The sequence below is a fragment of the Flavobacterium soyangense genome, from assembly GCF_015277675.1.
GTDB lineage: Bacteria > Bacteroidota > Bacteroidia > Flavobacteriales > Flavobacteriaceae > Flavobacterium > Flavobacterium soyangense.
In genome coordinates this window covers 16,083-35,850 of record NZ_JADHEC010000030.1, presented here as the reverse complement: position 1 = coordinate 35,850, position 19,768 = coordinate 16,083, and the positions used below count along the sequence as shown (strand labels likewise).

General features: G+C 35.6%; 16 protein-coding genes and 1 tRNA gene. 3 read left to right on the top strand and 14 right to left on the bottom strand.

Translation table 11 applies throughout. The features are described from left to right. Window positions 1-22: 22 nt before the first annotated feature. From IR213_RS12530 to rpe, 3 genes are all read left to right on the top strand, one after another. Window positions 23-2,149 (top strand): polyribonucleotide nucleotidyltransferase, encoded by a 2,127-nt coding sequence (locus IR213_RS12530; RefSeq protein WP_194312650.1) that lies wholly within the window; start codon window positions 23-25, stop codon window positions 2,147-2,149. A 170-nt stretch (window positions 2,150-2,319) separates the two neighbouring features. Beyond that, on the top strand, window positions 2,320-3,183 hold the full coding sequence (locus IR213_RS12525) for a sigma-70 family RNA polymerase sigma factor (RefSeq protein ID WP_194312649.1): 864 nt from the start codon (window positions 2,320-2,322) through the stop codon (window positions 3,181-3,183). A gap of 331 nt (window positions 3,184-3,514) precedes the next feature. Next, on the top strand, window positions 3,515-4,177 hold the full coding sequence (gene rpe / locus IR213_RS12520) for a ribulose-phosphate 3-epimerase (protein ID WP_194312648.1): 663 nt from the start codon (window positions 3,515-3,517) through the stop codon (window positions 4,175-4,177). 61 nt (window positions 4,178-4,238) lie between these two features. Here the strand turns inward: rpe and IR213_RS12515 are convergent. From IR213_RS12515 to IR213_RS12450, 14 genes are all read right to left on the bottom strand, one after another. After that, window positions 4,239-4,312, bottom strand: a tRNA-Arg gene (locus tag IR213_RS12515). Window position 4,313: 1 nt separating this feature from the next. Further along, complete coding sequence (locus IR213_RS12510) at window positions 4,314-4,559, bottom strand: GIY-YIG nuclease family protein (protein WP_194312647.1); 246 nt, start codon at window positions 4,557-4,559, stop codon at window positions 4,314-4,316. Window positions 4,560-4,700: 141 nt separating this feature from the next. Further along, the gene (locus tag IR213_RS12505) at window positions 4,701-5,150 is read right to left on the bottom strand and encodes a GatB/YqeY domain-containing protein (RefSeq protein ID WP_194312646.1); all 450 of its coding nucleotides are present in this window, start codon (window positions 5,148-5,150) and stop codon (window positions 4,701-4,703) included. Between the two features lie 311 nt (window positions 5,151-5,461). Next, entirely contained in the window at window positions 5,462-7,390 is a 1,929-nt protein-coding gene (gene ftsZ / locus IR213_RS12500) for a cell division protein FtsZ (protein ID WP_194312645.1), read from the bottom strand. 47 nt (window positions 7,391-7,437) lie between these two features. Beyond that, window positions 7,438-8,808, bottom strand: coding sequence for a cell division protein FtsA (gene ftsA, locus IR213_RS12495; RefSeq protein ID WP_194312644.1), 1,371 nt, complete (start codon window positions 8,806-8,808; stop codon window positions 7,438-7,440). A gap of 6 nt (window positions 8,809-8,814) precedes the next feature. After that, complete coding sequence (locus tag IR213_RS12490; protein ID WP_194312643.1) at window positions 8,815-9,537, bottom strand: cell division protein FtsQ/DivIB; 723 nt, start codon at window positions 9,535-9,537, stop codon at window positions 8,815-8,817. Next, complete coding sequence (gene murC, locus IR213_RS12485; RefSeq protein ID WP_194312642.1) at window positions 9,524-10,873, bottom strand: UDP-N-acetylmuramate--L-alanine ligase; 1,350 nt, start codon at window positions 10,871-10,873, stop codon at window positions 9,524-9,526. The genes IR213_RS12490 and murC overlap by 14 nt, the downstream gene beginning before the upstream one ends. A 64-nt stretch (window positions 10,874-10,937) precedes the next feature. Beyond that, the gene (gene murG / locus IR213_RS12480; RefSeq protein WP_194312641.1) at window positions 10,938-12,023 is read right to left on the bottom strand and encodes an undecaprenyldiphospho-muramoylpentapeptide beta-N-acetylglucosaminyltransferase; all 1,086 of its coding nucleotides are present in this window, start codon (window positions 12,021-12,023) and stop codon (window positions 10,938-10,940) included. Window positions 12,024-12,035: 12 nt separating this feature from the next. Next, window positions 12,036-13,337, bottom strand: coding sequence for an FtsW/RodA/SpoVE family cell cycle protein (locus tag IR213_RS12475; RefSeq protein WP_194312640.1), 1,302 nt, complete (start codon window positions 13,335-13,337; stop codon window positions 12,036-12,038). 52 nt (window positions 13,338-13,389) lie between these two features. After that, complete coding sequence (gene murD, locus IR213_RS12470) at window positions 13,390-14,724, bottom strand: UDP-N-acetylmuramoyl-L-alanine--D-glutamate ligase (protein ID WP_194312639.1); 1,335 nt, start codon at window positions 14,722-14,724, stop codon at window positions 13,390-13,392. Further along, window positions 14,724-15,953, bottom strand: a complete 1,230-nt coding sequence (gene mraY / locus IR213_RS12465) for a phospho-N-acetylmuramoyl-pentapeptide-transferase (RefSeq protein ID WP_194312638.1) — start codon at window positions 15,951-15,953, stop codon at window positions 14,724-14,726. The genes murD and mraY overlap by 1 nt, the downstream gene beginning before the upstream one ends. Window positions 15,954-15,959: 6 nt before the next feature. Further along, on the bottom strand, window positions 15,960-17,423 hold the full coding sequence (locus IR213_RS12460) for a UDP-N-acetylmuramoyl-L-alanyl-D-glutamate--2,6-diaminopimelate ligase (protein ID WP_194312637.1): 1,464 nt from the start codon (window positions 17,421-17,423) through the stop codon (window positions 15,960-15,962). Further along, the gene (locus IR213_RS12455) at window positions 17,420-19,426 is read right to left on the bottom strand and encodes a penicillin-binding protein (RefSeq protein WP_194312636.1); all 2,007 of its coding nucleotides are present in this window, start codon (window positions 19,424-19,426) and stop codon (window positions 17,420-17,422) included. Before IR213_RS12455 ends, IR213_RS12460 begins: the two co-directional genes overlap by 4 nt. Next, on the bottom strand, window positions 19,417-19,767 hold the full coding sequence (locus IR213_RS12450) for an FtsL-like putative cell division protein (protein ID WP_194312635.1): 351 nt from the start codon (window positions 19,765-19,767) through the stop codon (window positions 19,417-19,419). The genes IR213_RS12455 and IR213_RS12450 overlap by 10 nt, the downstream gene beginning before the upstream one ends. Between the last annotated feature and the right edge of the window lies 1 nt (window position 19,768).

Below are 19,768 nucleotides of genomic sequence, written 5' to 3'. Positions count from 1 at the left end.
TAAAATTAAAAAAGGAAAAATTATGATTCCACAATTATTTGTAGAAAGCATCGATTTAGGTGATGGGAGAAGCATCACAATCGAGACAGGACGATTAGCTAAACAAGCTGATGGTGCTGTAGTAGTAAGAATTGGAAAAACTGTTATTTTAGGAACAGTTGTTTCTTCAAGAAAAGCAAGTCCCGGTATCGACTTTTTACCACTTACGGTAGATTATCGTGAAAAATTTGCAGCCGCAGGTCGTTTTCCTGGAGGTTTCTTCAAAAGAGAAGCACGTCCAAGCGACAACGAAGTATTAACAATGCGTTTAGTAGACCGTGTATTACGTCCACTTTTCCCAGACGATTATCACGCAGAAGTTCAGGTAATGATTCAATTAATGTCTTATGATGAAGATGTAATGCCAGATGCATTAGCCGGTTTGGCAGCATCAGCGGCTTTAGCTTTATCTGACATTCCTTTCGAAACATTGATTTCTGAAGCAAGAGTTGGCCGTATTGACGGGAAATTTATCATCAATCCAAGTCGTGCACAATTAGCATTATCAGATATTGATATGATGATTGGAGCTTCAACTGATTCTATCGCAATGGTAGAAGGAGAAATGAAAGAAATCTCAGAAGCAGAAATGGTGGAAGCCATCAAATTTGCTCACGAGCACATCAAGAATCAAATCGCAGCACAAGAAAGATTAGCAGCAGCATTTGGAAAAAAAGAAGTTCGTACTTACGAAACCGAAAAAACAGATGAGGCTATTTACGCTAAAGTAAAAGCTGCAGCTTATGATAAAATTTATGCAATTGCAAGCAAGGGCTCTTCAAAACAAGAACGTACCGCCTCATTTGCAGAAGTAAAAGAAGAAGTAAAAGCTTTATTTACAGAAGAAGAATTAGCTATTGATGGCGATTTAGTTTCTAAATACTTTTACAAAACAAACAAAGAAGCAGTTCGTAACGTAACCTTGGATTTAGGAACACGTTTAGACGGAAGAAAAACGACTGAAATCAGACCTATTTGGTGTGAAGTAGATTATTTACCTTCTGTACACGGTTCAGCATTGTTTACTCGTGGAGAAACACAAGCATTGGCAACAGCCACTTTAGGAACTTCTAGAGAAGCAAACCAAATTGACTCTCCATCTGAACAAGGTGAAGAAAGGTTCTACTTGCATTATAACTTCCCTCCTTTCTCAACAGGTGAAGCTCGTCCTTTAAGAGGAACTTCAAGAAGAGAAGTAGGTCACGGAAACTTAGCTCAAAGAGCCTTAAAAAATATGATTCCTGCTGATTGTCCTTACACGATTCGAGTGGTTTCTGAAGTTTTAGAATCTAATGGTTCATCATCTATGGCGACGGTTTGTGCTGGAACTTTATCATTAATGGATGCCGGAATTCAAATGATTCGTCCTGTTTCTGGAATTGCTATGGGATTGATTACTGACGGCGATCGTTACGCAGTTTTATCTGATATTCTTGGCGATGAAGATCACTTAGGAGATATGGACTTTAAGGTAACCGGAACTTCTGAAGGAATTACAGCTTGTCAAATGGACATTAAAATTGACGGATTGAAATACGAAATTATGGAAGCTGCTTTGGCTCAAGCCAGAGACGGTCGTTTGCATATTCTTGGAATTCTAACAGATACGTTAGCAGCTCCAAAAGCAGATGTTAAAGCCTATGCTCCAAAAATCATCACTAGAACTATTCCTGGACAATTCATTGGAGCTTTAATTGGACCTGGCGGAAAAGTAATTCAAGAATTACAAAAAGCCACTGGAACAACTATCGTTATCAACGAAGTAGACGAGCAAGGTGTTATTGAAATCCTTGGAACTGATCCTGCTGGAATTGAAGCGGTATTGGCTAAAATCCAGTCCATCACTTTCAAACCACAAATGGGAGAAGCATATGATGTCAAAGTAATCAAAATGCTTGATTTTGGTGCAGTTGTCGAATATTTGGCAGCCCCTGGAAATGAAGTATTGCTTCACGTATCTGAACTAGCTTGGGAACGTACAGAAAACGTTTCTGATGTAGTAAAAATGGGTGATGTTTTCCAAGTGAAATACCTTGGAGTTGATCCAAAAACACGTAAAGAAAAAGTGTCAAGAAAAGCACTTTTGCCAAGACCTCCACGTGAGTCTTAAATAAGAGTAATCAGATCTTAGTTTACTAAAGGTTCATTCATAGAAAACCCCGTTTCATTCATTTGAAACGGGGCTTTTGGTTTAAAAAAATTAATTTACTTTTTTTGTAACTTTTTTGAAACCCCATACGTATAATCACTTGTACACTTAAAAATTGAGGAGACGCAACTATGAGACAACTTAAAATCACCAAGCAGGTAACCAATCGTGAAACTGCATCGCTAGACAAGTATTTACAGGAAATTGGAAAGGTAGATTTGATTACCGCCGATGAAGAGGTAGAATTAGCACAAAAGATAAAGGCCGGTGATCAGGCAGCGCTAGAAAAATTAACAAAAGCCAATTTACGTTTCGTGGTTTCGGTGGCTAAACAATACCAAAATCAAGGTTTAACACTTCCCGATTTGATTAATGAAGGAAATTTAGGATTGATAAAAGCAGCACAACGTTTTGATGAAACACGTGGTTTCAAATTCATTTCGTATGCCGTATGGTGGATTCGTCAATCGATTTTGCAAGCTTTGGCAGAACAATCTCGTATCGTTCGTTTGCCTTTGAATAAAATTGGTTCCATCAATAAAATCAACAAAATGTACGCTTTGTTAGAGCAATCTAACGAAAGACCACCAACAGCAGAGGAAATTGCCAAGGAATTGGATATGACTGTAAATGACGTAAGAGAAAGTATGAAAAACTCTGGTCGTCACCTTTCTATGGATGCACCTCTTGTTGAAGGAGAAGATTCAAACCTTTACGATGTATTGCGTTCTGGTGAATCTCCAAATCCAGACAGAAATTTAATCCAAGAATCATTACGTACCGAAATTGAGCGTTCATTGGAAACATTGACTCCAAGAGAAGCTGATGTGGTTCGTTTGTATTTTGGTCTTGGTGATCAACATCCAATGACATTAGAAGAAATAGGAGAAACTTTCGACCTGACTCGTGAACGTGTACGTCAGATTAAAGAAAAAGCCATACGCAGATTGAAACACACTTCAAGAAGTAAAATATTAAAAACCTATTTAGGGTAATTTTAAAAGTAACGACGGTCTGATTAACTGTTCGTTTTTTGATTGATGATTGAAACCTCGGCTGATTACCGAGGTTTTATTTTTTGCAGGGCAAATAAAACCTCAGTCTGTTCGCTATCGCTCGGGTGTCCGAGGTTTTATTTTGGGCGTGACCCAAAAAGGGTCAGTCTGTACGTTGCAATCTTTTATTACGCAAGCTCCACAAAAGGATTTCCACTTCCATCCTTCACGCAAAAAACAGTAAATCAAAACAAAAACCTTCTGAACTTTGCGAAAAACTTTGTGAACTTTGCGGTTAAAATTCTACTTTTGCAAAAACAACACACAAACAATGAAGAATACTCTTATCGCACCTTCAGTACTTGCTGCTGATTTTGCCAATTTACAACGTGATATCGAAATGATTAACAATTCTGAAGCCGACTGGTTTCATATTGATATCATGGATGGTGTTTTTGTCCCAAACATTTCCTTTGGAATGCCAGTTTTGGCCGCCATTGTAAAACACGCCAAGAAAACAATCGATGTACATTTAATGATTGTGGATCCAGATCGATATATCAAAACTTTCGCAGAATTAGGTGCTAATGTATTATGTGTTCACTATGAAGCTTGTCCGCATCTTCACATAACCTTACAGGCCATCAAAGCTGAAGGAATGAAAGCTGGAGTTGCCTTAAATCCACACACCAATGTCGATTTATTGGAAGATGTCATCAATGATATCGATATGGTTTTGATTATGAGCGTGAATCCTGGTTTTGGAGGACAATCGTTTATTGAAAACACCTATTCTAAGGTTAAAAAAATGAAAGATTTAATTACTCGAAAAGGTGCAAATACCATTATAGAAATTGACGGTGGTGTAACCAATAAAAACGCCAAGCAATTAGTAGAAGCCGGAGCAGATGTTCTTGTAGCCGGAAGTTTTGTTTTCAAAGCCGAAAATCCAACTGCAACCATAGCTGATTTGAAAAAATTGACCTCTTTATAAAAATTTAAAAATAGCTCTAAATAAAAAATCCAAAGACTAGACAAGCCTTTGGATTTTTTTGTGACCGCGACAGGGTTCGAACCTGTAACCCTCAGAGTCGAAATCTGATATTCTATCCAGTTGAACTACGCAGCCATTATATTATTAATTTTCCTTTTAAAAATTCTCTTCCACTTCCTGTTTTGAAATATTTTTCACGAAGAACCGCTTCATCTCTTCTTTCAAATGTTTCAAAATAAACCAATTTCCATGGCTTATACCCTTTGGTGGATTTTGTCTTACCTGAATTATGTTCTTTTATTCGTTTATTTATATCACTTGCCTGACCTTTATAAAGTCTGCCATCAATTTCACTCTCTAAAATATATACAAAATATTCCATTTCTTGTTGAAATCTGATATTCCCTGCCTGCCGGCAGGCAGGTATCCAGTTGAACTACGCAGCCAATATGATTTAGGATTGAATATTAACGATTTTAGATTTGTGATTTACAAACATCAAAACACAAAGATCCTAAATTATTTACACTAAAAGTTTTTTAACGATTGTCGAAATGGTTTTTCCTTCAGCAGTTCCTCCTAATTGCGCAGAAGCTAATCCCATTACTTTTCCCATTGAAGCAATACCGGTTGCTCCAGTTTCCGCAATAATTTTTGCAATTACTGCTTCAACTTCGGTATCACTCATTTGTGCTGGCAAGAATTTTTCGATTACGGCAATTTGTGCTAATTCTGGTTCGGCTAAATCCATACGGTTTTGTTCCGTAAAAATTTTAGCACTATCCTTGCGAGTTTTTACTAATTTTTGAAGCAATTTGATCTCATCAGCTGCTGTAATTTCTTCTTTTGACCCTGTTGCTGTTTGTGCCAAAAGAATTTCGGATTTAATAGCTCTTAATGCTTCTAATGCCACGGTATCTTTGGCTCTCATGGCGGTTTTGATATCCTCCATGATTTGTGTTGATAGGCTCATATAAATTATGATTTGTTTGTTACGACATTATTTAATTCTGAATTGCCCCAGATGGAAATAAAAAGCCTTTATTGAGAAAATGTATTTTTTTTCCTGAACTTAAAAAGCGACCAAAGGAAGCTCTTTTCTGTTCTTGGAAAAAAGCATCTTCGAAAAAAAGCTTGAAATGAACAGCTGGATTAAGGCTCGACAAATTTAAAGAAATTTAATGGAATTAACAACTGATTGCTCCGTCGTTACTTCTCGAAAAGGCAAAAAATAACCCGAAAATTGAATTAATTTTCGGGTTGGGCAATTTAGTTTTGAATTAGCTAGTCAACATTATCGTGTAAGTACGAATTGTTTGAACGAAGTTGAAGGTCGTCATTACTGTCTGTTCCAACTGAAATTCTTGAATTCGTGCTGTTTACTTGTGGTTTAGAAAGATCTATTCCCAATCTTTTGTAGGCTGGTTCTCTTTCTAATTCATCAATTTTTGAAATATTATTGTGGAATTTATAATTGAATTCCTTTAATTTTTTTCTTCTTTCGTCAGATCTGAATTTTAACGCTTCCTGAATTGACATATCCATTGGAGAAACATTTTCGAAAGTTGAAGACGTATTTGAAACAACATCTACCTGTTTCATAGTGATATTCAACTCTTCGGGCACTTCTTCTATAACTGTTGTTGACGACTTAGAATCCAATAATGTATTCTCCATCTCTGTATATTCTTCAAGAGAATATCTGATGATTCCGTTGTCAGTCAATTCCGTTACCGGAACAAATTGAACAGGCTCATTCACTTTAATATCTCGAGTCTCATTCGTTAGTTCAAACAAGATTTTGTTTTCATCTGTTTTTACTGGTTCAGACTTAAAGAGTGGTAAATCAAAAGAAAAAGTAGCTTGTTCTTCTTTTACAAAAACTTTTGGCTCAACCACATTTATTTCCTTAACTTTTGCTGACGAAACAACAAAGTCAAGATCTTTAATAGGAGAAACTATTTCGAAAGTCACGTCTAAATTTTTAATGAATTCAGTCATTCCCATTAGCTCTTCACTATTGATTAAAACTTTAGCAGGTTCTTCAGGAACAGCATCTTCTAATAATTCGAAAACGACTCTTTCGGCTGTATTAACAACTGGAGATTCGTTATTATCCCAATTAAATGCCGGAACTATTTTTTTTGTCAAATCATGAACGCTTATCTGTTCGTCACCAAGAGTATGAATTATTTTTTTTGGTTCTACATTTACAATTTCATGTTGTTGTTCAACATCAAATCCTGTTGCAATTATTGTTATAGAAATAGCGTCGCCAAGCGATTCATCTTCACCAACACCCATAATAATATTGGCATTGTGACCTGCTTCTACTTGAATAAAATCATTGATTTCACCTATTTCATCAATTGTGATTTCATCTGATCCAGAAACTATGAGCAACAATACGTTTTTGGCACCAGTAATTTTATTATCGTTCAATAAAGGAGAATCCAATGCTGAAATAATCCCTTCTTTTGCTCTGTTTTCACCTGAAGAAACAGACGAACCCATAATAGCAGTTCCACTATTTGCCAAAACGGTTTTGGCATCTTTTAAATCAATATTTTGAGTGTAATGATGTGTAATTACTTCGGCAATCCCTCTTGAGGCTGTGGCCAAAACTTCATCTGCTTTTGAAAATCCAGCTTTGAAACCAAGATTTCCATATACTTCTCTTAATTTATTGTTATTGATAACAATTAACGAATCGACTTGTTTGCGTAATTTATCAATACCAATAAGTGCTTGCTCCTGACGAACTTTTCCTTCAAAAGAGAAAGGTAAAGTTACGATTCCAACAGTTAAAATATCTCTTTCTTTGGCCAATTGAGCAATTACTGGCGCTGCACCAGTTCCGGTTCCTCCACCCATTCCTGCGGTGATAAAAACCATCTTAGTGTTACTGTCAAGCATTTTTTCAATTTCAGCTATACTTTCAATTGCTGATTGTTGCCCAACGTCTGGGTTAGCTCCTGCTCCAAGTCCTTCGGTCAAGTTCACACCTAACTGAATTTTGTTTGGCACAGAACTGTTATCCAAAGCTTGTGAATCAGTATTACAAACGATAAAATCTACGCCTTTGATACCTTGTTTAAACATGTGGTTTATGGCATTACTTCCGCCTCCACCTACACCAATAACTTTTATTACATTTGATTGGTTCTTGGGTAAATCAAATGAAATGCTTCCAAATTCTGAGTTGCTCATCATCTTATTGGGTTTTTATTGTTTTTATATATTTAATTTGTTCCTTATTTTTATTCTGCATTATCCAAGAAATCTTTAATCTTGTCGACATATCTGTCAAAGAAAGATCTCTGAATTCTTTTACCTGTAGATTCTTCTTTTATAACTTCTTCCTCTACAATCTCATTTCTTGGTTCCTCAATTTCTTGTTTCTGATAAACTGGCGGTTTAACAGATGTCTTTTCTGGTACCACAGCATCAATTTTTATAGCACTTTGTGTTTTATTTTCAATGCTGTTTATTACTAATCCTACTGCTGTTGCATATAAAGGACTTGATATTTCTTCGTCTGAATCCCCAGCCAAATGCTCGTTAGGATATCCTATTCTAGTATCCATTCCGGTTATGTATTCAACCAATTGTTTGATGTGGTTCAATTGAGCTCCGCCACCGGTTAAGACAATTCCCGCAATCAATTTTTTACGAGGATCTTCGTGTCCGTAATCTTTTATTTCGTTAAAAACCTGTTCTATAATTTCAACAACACGAGCGTGAATTATTTTGGATAAATTCTTTAACGAAATTTCTTTTGGTTCTCTTCCTCTTAAACCTGGAATTGAAACAATTTCGTTATCCTTATTTTCTCCTGGCCAAGCCGAACCGAATTTTACTTTCAATAATTCAGCTTGCTTTTCGATAATAGAACAACCTTCTTTAATATCGTCAGTAATCACATTTCCTCCAAAAGGAATAACAGCTGTGTGACGTATAATTCCGTCTTTAAAAATGGCCAAATCGGTTGTTCCTCCACCAATATCAATTAACGCAACACCTGCTTCTTTTTCTTCCTGACTTAAAACGGCATCTGCTGAAGCCAATGGTTCCAATGTTAATCCCGATAATTCAATTCCAGAACTTTGGATGCATCTGCCTACATTTCGAATAGACGATGCTTGCCCAACTACAACGTGAAAACTAGATTCTAATCTTCCACCATACATTCCTATCGGCTCCTTAATCTCTGATTGTCCGTCGATTTTAAATTCTTGTGGCAAAACGTGGATAATTTCTTCTCCAGGCAACATCGCCAATTTATTTACCTGATCAATCAAAAGCTGAATATCATAACCTCCAATTACTTCCTCCGCATTTTTTCTAATGATGTAATCACTGTGCTGAATACTGCGAATATGTTGGCCGGCAATTCCCACAACCACGTCTTTTATTTTATAACCCGACTTGTTTTCTGCTTCAAGAACGGCTTGCTGAATCGATTGTATCGTTTGAGTGATATTGTTTACCACACCTCGAGCCACACCTAAACTTTTGGATTTCCCTACACCCAAAATCTCCAGTTTTCCGTACTCATTTTTCTTGCCTATCATGGCAACTATTTTTGTTGTCCCAATATCTAGACCTACTGCAATATTCTCTTTTTCCATTATCTATTATTTAGTACACACTACTTGCTGCGCAAATCTGAGGTCAATTGTTTTATATTTATAAAGCGAACTATCTAAAACCGCTTTCTGAAAAAACGCTTTGTAATTATTGAATTTTGCTTTCATTCTTACGGTTCCACCAAAATCAATTTGATAATTATAATTTCTGTTGAGCATTTTCAAGCTTCCGCTTGGCATAATCTGAACACCGATGATGTTTTTTTTCAAAAACGCATCGTCATATATTATCCGAAATAATTCGGCTAATTCTTCGCTATTTTTTTTATTAATTTCCCCCGAAACAAGTGGAACTCTAGCCGAAAAATTTGCTGACAATGGCATTATATTTCCCTTATAATCAATATAAAAAGAATTATTCCCGTCAAAAACTCTGGCTATAGGAGTCTTTTGTTTAACTACTGCTTTTAATACCCCATCGATGCTCACAAACACCTCTGATTTTTCAATCATTTCTTGTGCGTTCAGCCTTTTTTCCAATCTATTCAAATCTAATTTATCTTTACCTATACTTTTTGCGTCTTTACTATTTTCTATTAACAATTTATTAACCGTTTCCTGATCTACAAAAGGAGCGTTTTCTCCTATAAAAACAACCACAGATTTTGATAATTTTCTGTTATTATTCCGATTTGAAGTAAACGAAAATAGGAAAATTACCAATGAAAACATTAGCACTAACCGAATATTTGTCCAATTAAAGAGTTTCATTTAATGATTTTTTAATTGATGAAACCAATTCTCCAATATCTCCTGCTCCAATAGTCACAATTACAGTAGCATCACTTTCTAAAATAGAAGGAATCAATAGCTGTTTTGAAACTAATTTCTTATCATTATTTCGTATTTTATCTAACAACCAACTTGAGGTAATTCCTTCCATTGGCAATTCACGTGCCGGATAAATATCCAACAGAATTACTTCGTCAAAAGCCGCAAGACTTTGTGCAAAATTATCTGCAAAATCTTTCGTTCTGCTGAACAAATGAGGTTGAAAAACTGCCAAAACTTTTTGGCCCGGATATAATTCTCGAACTGCCTGATGAACCGCATTTATTTCGGTTGGATGATGGGCATAATCATCAATATAAATCAACTTATCCGTTTTGATTTGATACGAAAATCTTCTTTTTATTCCTTTGAATGAAAGTAAGGCACTAGCAATGTCTTCGGTTGGGAGGCCGAAAGTTTTTGCCATTGCCAATGCCATTAGTGCATTCATCAAATTATGTTTACCAGGTAAACCAAATTCTATATTATACAATGTTTCTGATGGTGTTCGCACATCAAAAACATATTGACTATTTATAATTCTTATATTGAAAGCGGTAAAATCAGCGTCTTCATTAACAGCACAAGTAACTCCTTTTATTGGTAGATCTTTTGTGATGAAAAGCTTGGTTTTATCTTCAACTTTATCAGCAAATTCTACAAAAGAAGCTTCGATGGCTGATTTGTCCCCATAAATATCCAAATGATCTGCATCCATAGAAGTCACGCAGGCAATATTGGGATACAAATGCAAAAAGGAACGATCGAATTCATCCGCTTCGACAACCGTTATCGTTTTTCCGTTTCCTATTAAATTCGAATTATAATTTTCGACAATACCACCCACGAAAGCAGTAACATCAACACCACTTTCAAATAAAATATGCCCAAGAATTCCCGAAGTAGTTGTTTTTCCGTGTGTTCCAGCCACTGCAAAACAAAAAGTGTCTTTCGTAATAATTCCAAGAACTTCGGATCTTTTCTTCACTTCATAATCTCTTTCCAAGAAATAATTCCATTCCGAATGTGATTTTGGAACTGCCGGCGTGATAACTACCAAAGTATTTTCTAAATAGTAATCCTCAGGAATTAAATCAATCTTGTCTTCAAAATGAATGTTAATGCCAAGTTTATGCAACTCTTTTGTAAGTTCAGTTTCGGTTTTGTCATAACCAGACACATTCTTGCCGATGGTTTTAAAATAGCGCGCCAAAGCACTCATCCCAATTCCTCCAATGCCTATGAAATAGACGTTATGTATTTGATTTAGATTCATAATTTAGTTTAAAAGTTTTAAAGTTTTAATGTCCAAGAGTCGTTTGACTTTATGACTTTCGCCTTTAGACTAATTTTAATATTTCGTCAACTATTTGTTTCGTGGCGTTTGGCAAAGCCAAATGTTTAATATTTTTACTCAACTGATCTTGCTTTCCCTGGTCTTTCAACAAGGCTTCAAAAACAAGACTGAATTGAGAATCCAATTCCAATTCCCTTAGCATTATAGCTCCTTTTTTATCAACAATTGATTTTGCGTTTTTAGTTTGATGATCTTCGGCAACATTTGGTGAAGGAATAAAAATCACAGGTTTCCCAACGATACACAGCTCTGAAACCGATGATGCTCCGGCACGGGAAATCACAATATCCGCAGCCGAATAAACCAAATCCATCCGGTCAATAAACGCTAAAACCTGAACATTATTCGAATTGTATTTTTTATAATCTTCAAAATATAATTTCCCGCATTGCCAGATAACCTGCACATCTTGGGCAATAAATTTATCTAATTCTTTTTCTATTAATTGATTGACCCTTCTTGCACCAAGGCTTCCGCCAAGAACCAACAATGTTTTCTTGTTGGGATCCAAATTGAAATATTGTATCGCCTCTTCCCTTTTGCTTTCGATGTCAATCAAATCCTGACGAACTGGATTTCCTGTCAAAATCATTTTTTCTTTTGGAAAAAAACGTTCCAGATTTTCATAAGCAACACAAATTTTATTCGCTTTTTTGCTCAATATTTTATTGGTTATTCCCGGATAGGAATTTTGTTCCTGAATCACCGTTGGAATACGCATCATATTTGCCATTTGCAATAATGGCCCCGAAGCAAAACCTCCAGTTCCAATAACTACATTTGGTTTAAACTTTTTAATTATTTTTCTGGATTTCCACAAACTGTCGATTAATTTGAAAGGAAACATTGCGTTTTGCAAGGTTAATTTTCGTTGTAAACCAGCAATCCAAAGACCTTCAATCTTGTAACCTGCTTGCGGAACTTTTTGCATTTCCATTTTATCCTTGGCACCCACAAAAAGAAATTCGGCATCAGGGAAACGAGATTTCAATTCATTGGCAATTGCAACCGCAGGATAGATATGTCCTCCTGTTCCACCTCCACTTAATATGAATTTTAGTTTTTCCATTTTTTAGACGAATTATTTATTCAAAACAGCATTCATTGGATTACCCGCATTATCTTGTATAGAATAATTTTCTTCGGCCTCATTTTCGGCTTCGTTTTCCTCTTCCAATTGCTTATCAATTAGTTTCTGTAAAGCTGCTTCTCTCTTTGCTTTATCACTTATTTCCTGAGCAATTTCCTCTTCTTTTTTGGTCACATTGATGATAATTCCCAAAGCAATACACGTCATCCAGATGGAACTTCCGCCGCTACTAATTAGTGGCAACGTTTGACCTGTTACCGGCAATAATTCAACTGCAACAGCCATATTAATCATCGCCTGAAAAATCATTGGAAAACCAAGTCCAACAACTAATAATTTCCCGAACAGTGAATTTGCTTTATGGGCGGCAATTACAAATCTAAAAAACAGCAATAAATACAAAAACAAAATTCCCAAACCGCCCATTAATCCCCATTCTTCGACAATAATGGCATAAATAAAATCGGAAGAAGATTGTGGTAAAAAATGTTTTTGCACGCTTTTACCTGGTCCAAGTCCATAAATTCCTCCAGAAGCTATTGCAATTTTTGCCTTTTCGATTTGGTAATCATCTTCCCCTGGTTTATTGGTTCTAAAATTTTCAATTCTACTTTCCCAAGTATTGACTCTGCTAAACAAATGAGAATCTGGAAATGCCTTTGCCAATAAAACAAATAATAATAATGCAGTAAATCCGGCTCCAATTATAAATCCTAAATATTTTATTGGATATTTTCCAACGAAAGTCAGCATTAAAATCATTGAAAATATCAATGCAGCAGTAGAGAAATTAGAAGGTAAAATAAATCCTAAAGTTATAAAAATAGGAAGCCAAAGTTCTATGAGTGAGTCTTTAAAACTAATTTTCTCTTCACGTTTTTTGGCTAAATATCTTGCCGTAAAAACAAACAAAACAATAGCCGCAAATGTTGATGTTTGAAAGGATATTCCGATAAATGGTATTTGTATCCATCTGCTGGCATTGGCTCCGGCGATAACGGTTCCTTTTATCATTGTGTAGCCTAATAATAGCCAAACAATTGGTAAAGCTATCTTAGAAATTCCTCTATAATAATGAAATGGCACTTTATGAACCCAATAAATAATGATGAATCCTATAAAAATATGTGCCAAATGCTTCAACAAATAGCTAATCGTATTACCTGTTCCGTGTCCTAAATAGGCCAAATTACTACTCGCACTAAAAACAGGCATAAACGAAAACAATGCTAATAAAGCCACGAATGACCATATTACTCTGTCTCCTTTTAGATTGTTTACTAGTTCCTTCATTTTTTGGTTTTGGGTTCTGGGTTTTACGTCTAAGACTAAACCTTATGTCCCTTTATAAATTCTTAACCGCTTGTTTAAATTGATTTCCTCTGTCTTCGTAGTTTTCAAATAAATCGAAACTGGCGCAAGCAGGCGACAACAAAACGGCATCTCCTTTTTCGGTTAAGCGTTGTGCCATTTTCACGGCATCTTCCATATTATTGACTTCAATCATAATATCAACTACATTTCCAAAAACATCAATGATTTTCTTGTTATCAACACCCAGACAGATGATAGCTTTCACTTTTTCGCGAACCAAAGACATCAACTCATTGTAATCGTTTCCTTTATCAACACCACCCACAATCCAAACCGTTGGCGTATTCATACTGTCCAAAGCAAAAAAAGTAGCGTTTACATTGGTCGCTTTTGAGTCGTTGATGTATTGCACATTTTGGATTTTTAACACTTTTTCCAGACGGTGTTCCACTCCCTGAAAATTGGACAAACTTTCTCTGATTGTCGCATTTCTAATTTTCATCAATTTTGCCACAGAAGTCGCTGCCATTGCATTTTTCATATTGTGCTTTCCTTCAAGTGCCATAGCCTCAGTCTCCATTGTGAATTCTTCTTCGTTGATGATATTTACTTCCATATTTTTGTCTTTAATAAATGCTCCTTTTTTGAATGTTTTTTCCAAGGAAAAAGGAATTAATTGGGCTTTTGTTTTATTGTGTTTGAACCATTCTGCAATTGCTTCGTCATCTGCATCATAAATGAGGAAATCATCCTCGGTTTGGTTCATTGTTATTCTAAATTTTGAAGCAATATAATTTTCATATTTGTAATCGTATCGATCCAAATGATCCGGGCTTATATTTGTGATAATGGCAATGTGTGGCTTGTACTCTTTGATTCCGTCAAGCTGAAAACTACTCAATTCCAACACGTAACTATCGTATTTATCATCTGCAACCTGCCAGGCAAAACTCTTTCCGATATTGCCTCCCAATCCTACATTCAATCCCGCAGATTTCAGCAAATGATAGGTCAACATTGTTGTTGTTGTTTTTCCGTTGCTTCCAGTAATTCCAATCGTGATTGCTTTTGTAAATGGTGCCGCAAACTCAATTTCTGAAATTACTGGAATTCCTTTTTCAACCAATTTTTTTACTATTGGTGATTTTTCCGGAATTCCTGGGCTTTTCATTACCACATCAGCATTCAAAATCAGGACTTCTGTATGAGTCTCTTCCTCCCAGGCTATCCCATTAATTATAAGAACTTCTTTGTAATTTTCTTTTATTTTTCCAAAATCGGATACAAAAACATCATACCCTTTTTTCTTGCCAAGAATTGCAGTTCCTACACCGCTTTCGCCACCACCTAAAACTACCAGTCGCATTATCTTAATTTTAATGTCACAATTGACAATATGGCCAGCATAATGGCAACAATCCAAAATCGAGTTACAATTTTACTTTCGTGATAGCCTTTTTTTTGATAATGATGATGCAAAGGCGCCATCAAAAAGATTCTTCGGCCTTCGCCAAAACGTTTTTTGGTGTATTTAAAATAAGCAACTTGCAAAACAACCGAGAAATTTTCGACCAAAAATATTCCGCATAAAAGAGGGATTAAAAGTTCTTTTCGAACTGCAATCGCAAGAACAGCAATGACTCCACCAATAGTTAAACTTCCGGTATCACCCATAAATACAGAAGCCGGATACGAATTATACCAAAGAAATCCGATTAATGCCCCCACGAAAGCTGCGATAAAAACAGTCATCTCACCTGAATTTGGGATGTACATAATATTCAAATAATTTGAAAAAATAATATTTCCAGAAACGAAAGTAAAAATCCCCAATGCTAAGACAGAAACAGCCGAAGTTCCCGCAGCCAAACCATCGATACCATCGGTAAGATTAGCACCGTTTGAAACTGCCGTGATGATAAAAATGACCACCGGAATAAATATTAGCCAAGCCCATTTTTCATAGCCCTCACCTGTCCATGCTAAAATTTCGGCATAGTCAAATTGATTATTTTTAAAGAAAGGAATCGTAGTTGCTGTCGATTTTTCATAAACAGGTGCTTGTTTAATAACATTTTCTGTTGTCACCTTAAAAATATCTCTTTTAGCAACATCAGTTCTAATCGTTACATCAGGATTAAAATACAGGACTGAACCTACAATCAAACCTAAACCCACTTGTCCAAAAATCTTAAATATCCCTTTTAATCCTTGTTTGTCTTTTTTGAAGATTTTGATATAATCGTCAATAAAACCAATAGTTCCCATCCATAAGGTGGTTACAATTAACAAGACAATGTAAATATTATGCAATTTGGCAAAAAGCAATACTGGAATAATTGTCGCAAATATGATAATCAATCCACCCATTGTTGGCGTTCCTGCTTTTTCGTTTTGACCTGCCAACCCCAGTTCACGAACTGTTTCGCCAATTTGTTGTTTTCGCAAAAAGCTGACTATTCTTTTACCATAAATAGTGGATAAAAGCAAGGAAAGCATAAATGCCAATGCTGATCTGAAAGTAATGTATTGAAAAACTCCTGCACCAGGAATGTCCATTGTTTTGTCTAAATATTCAAATAAGTAGTATAACATAGATTTCTATTTATTGAGTTGGTTTAGTAATTCTGTTACTGTTTTCATATCATCAAAATCGTGGCGAACACCTTGAATTTCCTGATAAGTTTCATGTCCTTTTCCTGCAATTAGAATAATGTCATTGGGCTGAGCCAATTGACAAGCCGTTTTTATGGCTTGTTTCCTATCCGTAATCGACAGTGATTTTTTATAATTTTGAGGTGCTACACCTTGTTCCATTTCATTGATAATAACTTCAGGATTCTCATTTCTTGGATTGTCAGAAGTCAGGATAACTTTATCGCTAAGTTCAGAGGCAATGCCTGCCATGATTGGTCGTTTGGCTTTATCTCTGTTGCCACCACAACCCACAACGGTTATTAATTGCTCGTTTTTAGTACGAATATCATTGATTGTTTTCAGCACATTTTCTAATGCGTCTGGGGTGTGCGCATAATCAACAATTGCTGTAATATTCGAATTGGAAACAATAAATTGAAAACGACCTGAAACGCTTTCTAAATCAGATAATAATCGGAGTACTTCAAGACTTTCCATTCCCAATTGAATCGCCGTTCCATAAATTGCCAATAAATTATAAGCGTTGAAAGTGCCAATGAGTTTTACCCAAACTTCATTGCCATTTATTTTCAACAACAGTCCCGACAATTGATTTTCGAGAATTTGTGCTTTATAATCGGCATAGGATTTTAAAGCATAAGTTAATTTTTTGGCAGCCGTATTTTGCAGCATTACCTGACCGTTTTTGTCATCGATACTCGATAATGCAAAAGCAGTTTTTGGCAAATTGTCGAAAAATGACTTTTTTACGTCTCGGTATTCTGCAAAAGTGGGATGATAATCTAAGTGATCGTGCGATAAATTAGTAAAAATTCCCCCAACAAAATGCAATGCTTCGGTACGTTTTTGATGAATTCCGTGCGAACTCACTTCCATAAAACAGTATTCAACTCCAGCGTCAACCATTTCTTTTAAGTAATGATTTATCGTAATTGAATCTGGTGTGGTATGTGTGGCTTTGTATTCTATATCATCAACCATAATTTTCACGGTCGATAACAGCCCCACTTTAAAACCTGCTTTTTTGAATAATTGGTACAATAAAGACGCAATTGTCGTTTTGCCATTTGTTCCGGTAATACCAACTAATTTTAATTTTTGCGAAGGATTTCCAAAATAATTAGCGGCCATATAAGCCAAAGCTTTGTTAGCGTCTTTTACCTGAATATAAGTGATTCCTTTTGTAATCGTTTCAGGAAGAGTATCACAAACAACTGCGACAGCACCATTCCAAATGGCGGTTTCAATAAAATTATGACCGTCTGAAATCGTGCCACGAATAGCCACAAAAACATCATTTGCTCCAATTTTTCTGGAATCAAATTCCATTTTATTGATACCAATATCTGTCGAACCTTTTACGGCTTCGATAGCGACTTTGTATATTATTTCTCTTAAAATAATCACGATAATTCTAATGTTATTGTTGTGTTTTTATCTAAATTTTCGCCTGCTTGTATGGATTGTTTTTTCACTTTTCCAACGCCAATTATTTTTACTTTTACACCTAGATTTCCAAATAAAGCGACTGCATCCATTCCTGACATTCCTTTTACATCGGGAACAACGGATGATTGTTGTTTTTGTGATTTTGCATAATAGGAATCATAATCATTTTCCTGTTTTAATATTTTCCTGTCTATATTTTTTATCTCATTTGTCGAAGGCGCATCAGTAAAAATTTTCTGTGCAATTCGTTTGAAAACTGGCCCGGCAACATCGACACCATAATAATTATTATTCGCAGTGTTTGGCTTATGAACTACAACTATACAGGAATATTTGGGATTTTCAGCGGGAAAATAACCCACAAAGGATGAGATATAATATTTATCTGCACCTCCATTAGTTCTATAGTTGGCCGCAGCCGTTCCTGTTTTTCCTGCCATCGAAAAATCTTTAGAATAAAGTTTAGCCGCTGTCCCTTTTTTTACCACGTTCAATAAAACAGCCTTCAACTTCTTAATAGTTTCCAGCGAACATACTTTAGGGTTTATAACCTCTGTGTCATATTTTTTAATGGTTCTGTTCCATTCTTTGATTTCGGAAACAAATTGTGGTTTTACCATCACACCCATATTGGCAACTGAGTTATAAAAAGTCAAGGTTTGCAATGGCGTAATCGAAACTCCATAACCAAAAGCCATCCACGGAAGCGAAACATTAGACCAGTTTTTGTCCGTTGGTTGCGGAACAAATGGTTTTCCCTCTCCTTTTATTGGAAGTCCTAAACATTTGTTTAATCCGTAACTATTGACGTGATTAACGAATTCCGATGGATTATTTTTGTAGTTATTATAAACAGCCTGTACCATTACTGTGTTTGACGAAACTTCAAATCCGCGTGCCAATGATATCTTTCCATAACCCCCTGTGTGGGAATCTCGAACTGATTTCCCTGAGTATTTAATTACCCCACCGTGACTATCAAAAACTGCACTTGTATCTATTTTTTTATCTTCAAGCAAAGTCATCAAATCAACTAATTTGTAAGTCGAACCAGGTTCATGTGATTCGGCAACTGCATAATTTGTGGTTTCATAATAAGAACCATCTAAATCTCTCCCTAAATTCGAGATGGCTTTTATCTTGCCTGTTTTGGTTTCCATAACCACAACGCAACCATGATCCGCCTGATATTCTTCTAATTGTTTTAACAAGGCGTGATGTGCAATATCCTGAATAAAAACATCAATTGTCGAAATCACGTCATAGCCATCTTGCGGATCAATTTCGTTAACGTCACGGATAGGTTTCCACTGTCCTTTTGCAATTTTTTGTTTTAAAATTTTGCCGTCTTTGCCATTGAGATATTTTCTGTAAGCCCATTCAATTCCTTTTCCATCTGGAGTCCCATTAGAATTTCTTCTTTCGTAACCAATGGTTCGCTCCGCAATTTTTCCAATCGGATGTTCCCGAACGGTTTCTTGTTCGATAATAATTCCGCCTTTGTAAGCACCTAATTTAAATAATGGAAAACCTTTAATTTTCACAAATTCTGTATAACTTAAATCGCGGGCTACAAGATAATATCTGTTTTTATTGGCTCTGGCTTTTTGTAATTCGTTTAGAAAAAAACCGCTTGGTTTTCCCAAAAGAAGAGCCAAGGAATCGGCTAATGGTTTTACATTTTTTTCGAATGCCTCCGCTTTTGGAGCAACAGCATCAAATCGTATTTCATAATTTGGAATTGAAGTTGCCAATAAACTTCCATCAGCTGAATAAATATTTCCTTTATTGGCAGGAATTACAAAATTTCTAACGGTTCTTTCTTTGGCTAATTTTCTATAATAATCGCCTTCAACCCATTGAATGTTTGTTAATTTTATGACAATAGCAATTGCCATCAAAAAGACGACGAAAGCTACCAGATAAATTCTGTAGGATATATTTTTATCTTCTACTGCCATAATTTTTGAAAGAAATTTTTCTCTTCAGCTACTTTTCTAACTTTTATTTTAATTGGAGGAACTGTCGACTGGAAAATTTGTTTTTCCACCATTCTTTCTGAAACAGTTGATTCCATTTTTAGTTTCATTAATTCGGAACGTCTATCCACAAATTCGGAACGTAGTTCTTTCACTTGATTTGTCAACTCGGCAATCTTAAATACTTTTTGCTCAAAACGTTGTGTATTTGCAATCATAATAATGGCGAGAACAATCAAAAAAACGATAAAACGCCAGCTTTTTATGGCATCATCTTCTATAAGAAACCGCGCTTTTAATATGCCGTAAACTCCGTTTTTCATT

Coding starts and splice junctions, on each gene's coding strand:
- IR213_RS12530 (WP_194312650.1), top strand. CDS start 23: ATGATTCCACAATTATTTGTAGAAAGCATCGATTTAGGTGATGGGAGA.
- IR213_RS12525 (WP_194312649.1), top strand. CDS start 2,320: ATGAGACAACTTAAAATCACCAAGCAGGTAACCAATCGTGAAACTGCA.
- rpe (WP_194312648.1), top strand. CDS start 3,515: ATGAAGAATACTCTTATCGCACCTTCAGTACTTGCTGCTGATTTTGCC.
- IR213_RS12510 (WP_194312647.1), bottom strand. CDS start 4,559: ATGGAATATTTTGTATATATTTTAGAGAGTGAAATTGATGGCAGACTT.
- IR213_RS12505 (WP_194312646.1), bottom strand. CDS start 5,150: ATGAGCCTATCAACACAAATCATGGAGGATATCAAAACCGCCATGAGA.
- ftsZ (WP_194312645.1), bottom strand. CDS start 7,390: ATGATGAGCAACTCAGAATTTGGAAGCATTTCATTTGATTTACCCAAG.
- ftsA (WP_194312644.1), bottom strand. CDS start 8,808: ATGGAAAAAGAGAATATTGCAGTAGGTCTAGATATTGGGACAACAAAA.
- IR213_RS12490 (WP_194312643.1), bottom strand. CDS start 9,537: ATGAAACTCTTTAATTGGACAAATATTCGGTTAGTGCTAATGTTTTCA.
- murC (WP_194312642.1), bottom strand. CDS start 10,873: ATGAATCTAAATCAAATACATAACGTCTATTTCATAGGCATTGGAGGA.
- murG (WP_194312641.1), bottom strand. CDS start 12,023: ATGGAAAAACTAAAATTCATATTAAGTGGAGGTGGAACAGGAGGACAT.
- IR213_RS12475 (WP_194312640.1), bottom strand. CDS start 13,337: ATGAAGGAACTAGTAAACAATCTAAAAGGAGACAGAGTAATATGGTCA.
- murD (WP_194312639.1), bottom strand. CDS start 14,724: ATGCGACTGGTAGTTTTAGGTGGTGGCGAAAGCGGTGTAGGAACTGCA.
- mraY (WP_194312638.1), bottom strand. CDS start 15,953: ATGTTATACTACTTATTTGAATATTTAGACAAAACAATGGACATTCCT.
- IR213_RS12455 (WP_194312636.1), bottom strand. CDS start 19,426: ATGGCAGTAGAAGATAAAAATATATCCTACAGAATTTATCTGGTAGCT.
- IR213_RS12450 (WP_194312635.1), bottom strand. CDS start 19,767: ATGAAAAACGGAGTTTACGGCATATTAAAAGCGCGGTTTCTTATAGAA.